Consider the following 2456-nt stretch of genomic DNA (forward strand, 5'->3'; position numbering starts at 1 on the left):
TTGCGTATTCCATGCGGAATACGCACACAGCATACTACATAACTCCCTTTGAACCGGCCCGGAAGGCGAAGCCGTTCCCGGGCCGAACCTAAGGTGCTAAGGGGTTTGCCCCGACAGCACCTTGAACCCGGGCGCCGCAGGCGCCTGAACCCTCCTGCTTTCAGAAATACCGGAAAGCACCGCCCCGATCCCGATCTCAATTCCACTATCATAAAGGTTTTATACAAACCGGCGCTTTACACAATTTAAAAGGCGCCACCACCATTCTCCATTCTGCATTTTCCATTCTTCATTTCTTCCATACCCCTTTGAACCTTCCTGCTTTCGGGAATACCGGAAAGCACTGCCTGCCATCTCACTATCCTCGAGGTTATCTATGAAATACAAATCCCCCGGGCAGAGCAATCCGTTTGCTCTTCTGCCCTTCCTTGTCTTTATTGCCATTTACCTGGGTGCCGGCATTTACTTCCAGCTCCAGGGCGTTTCCATGGCCTTTTACCAGTTTCCTTCCGTAACGGCCATGTTTATTGCCGTTATCTCCGCTTTCTGCCTCACCAGAGATCCGGTGATGTTCAAATTCGGCATTTTTGCCAAAGGCGCCGGCAATGACAATATCATGACCATGCTCATGATTTACATTCTGGCAGGTGCCTTTTCTGCGGTGGCCGCCGCCATGGGCGGACGGGACGCCACGGTCAATCTGGGCATGAGCCTCATTCCTCCCCAGTTCCTCACCGCCGGCATTTTCCTGATTTCTGCCTTCATGGGCACCGCCACCGGCACTTCCATGGGCACCGTGGCCGCCATCATCCCCATTGCTGCAGGCATTGCGGAAAAAAGCGGTATTCCGGCACCCCTTATACTGGGGGCCTGCGTGAGCGGCGCCATGTTCGGAGACAATCTGTCCATGATTTCCGATACCACCATTGCCGCCACCCGCACCCAGGGCTGTGCGCTGAAGGACAAATTCAAAATGAATTTCCTCATTGCCCTGCCGGCAGCTCTGCTGACCATTCTTTTCTTCCTGCTGGCCGGCAATCCGGGCCTCGCGGATCCGGAGAAGGGAACCTATACCTTTCTTAAGGTTCTTCCCTATATGGCCGTCCTCATTTTCGCCCTGCTGGGAATCAACGTGTTCCTGGTTCTCACAGGCGGTATCTTCCTGGCCGGCATCATCGGCCTGGCCGACGGCAGCATCACCGTCATTTCCTTTGCCCAGCAGATATGGACCGGCTTCACCAGCATGAATGAAGCCTTCTTCCTGGCCCTTTTCTGCGGCGGCATTTCCGAAATGATTTCCTACTACGGCGGCATCGCCTGGCTTATTGAAAAGCTGGAGAAAAATATCCGCTCCGCCCGTTCCGCCCAGCTGGGCATCGCCCTCCTGGTCTCCCTCGTCGACTGCGCCACCGCCAACAATACCGTAGCCATCATTGTTTCCGGCGATGTGGCTAAAAAAATCTCCGCCCGCTTCCATGTGGACCCCAGGAAATCCGCTTCCCTGCTGGATATCTTTTCCTGTGTCTTCCAGGGAATTCTCCCCTACGGCGCCCAGCTGCTCACGGCAGCGGCCCTGGCATCCCAGAGCGGCATTACCATCAATGCCCTGGACATTGTGCCCCACATGTGGTACTGCTTCTTCCTCGCCTTCTTCGGCATTCTCTCCATTTATATTCCCTTTGCGGACTATTTCATCAGAAAGAATCCCTGGAAATGGGAGTAAGGCCCATAGGGCCGCTGTGCTCGAAATGACGATAAAGCGGGCAGCTGTACTATCCACCAGCTCACTATTTCACCAATCCATTCATTACACCAAGGAGGTCACATCATGAATTTCAAAGAACTTTCCATCCAGTGCCGTACATACCGCCGTTTTCAGCAAAAGCCCATCGCTCCTGCCATCCTGCAGGAGCTCATGGAAAACGTGCGGATCGTGAGCAGCGCCATGAACGGCCAGGTACTCCGCTACATACTGGTGAAGGATCCCTCTCTTGTCAAAGCCCTGCAGCCCTGCGTTCACTGGGCCGCTGCTCTGCCGAAGGAACTGGGCACGCCGAAGGAAGGCGAACAGCCGGTGGCCTTTATCCTGCTCTGCAAGGAAGGCCGCGGAAATCCATGGGATGACATTGATGCCGGCATTGCTGTCAGAAACATTGCCTTAAACGCCTGCACCTACGGTATCGGCTCCGCTATCCTGGGCGCCGTGGAATGGAACCACGTCAAGGAAATCCTCTCCGTTCCGGAAAACTGGAACCCCCGTCTGCTCATAGCCCTGGGCTACCCCTCCTGCGAAAGCCACATTGTAGACGTACCGGAAAACGGAAGCATCAAATACTATCTGGACGAAAATAAAAACTACTGTGTCCCCAAAAGAGCACTCTCAGATATCTGCATTGTGAAATAGGGGCTGCGGAGCGGGCCCGGGTGCAGAGGGTTCAGAGAAATCAGAAGGTTCA

General features: G+C 54.6%; 2 protein-coding genes. Both read left to right on the top strand.

The features are described from left to right. Positions 1-376: 376 nt before the first annotated feature. A complete protein-coding gene (locus ACI4N7_RS04230; protein ID WP_439732120.1) occupies positions 377-1723 on the top strand; it encodes a Na+/H+ antiporter NhaC family protein in 1347 nt (448 codons plus the stop codon). Positions 1724-1828: 105 nt separating this feature from the next. After that, complete coding sequence (locus tag ACI4N7_RS04235) at positions 1829-2404, top strand: nitroreductase family protein (RefSeq protein ID WP_439732121.1); 576 nt, start codon at positions 1829-1831, stop codon at positions 2402-2404. The last annotated feature ends 52 nt before the right edge of the window (positions 2405-2456 follow it).

Source organism: Dialister sp., assembly GCF_051885895.1.
In the GTDB taxonomy this organism is placed as follows: domain Bacteria; phylum Bacillota; class Negativicutes; order Veillonellales; family Dialisteraceae; genus Dialister.

Coding starts and splice junctions, on each gene's coding strand:
- ACI4N7_RS04230 (WP_439732120.1), top strand. CDS start 377: ATGAAATACAAATCCCCCGGGCAGAGCAATCCGTTTGCTCTTCTGCCC.
- ACI4N7_RS04235 (WP_439732121.1), top strand. CDS start 1,829: ATGAATTTCAAAGAACTTTCCATCCAGTGCCGTACATACCGCCGTTTT.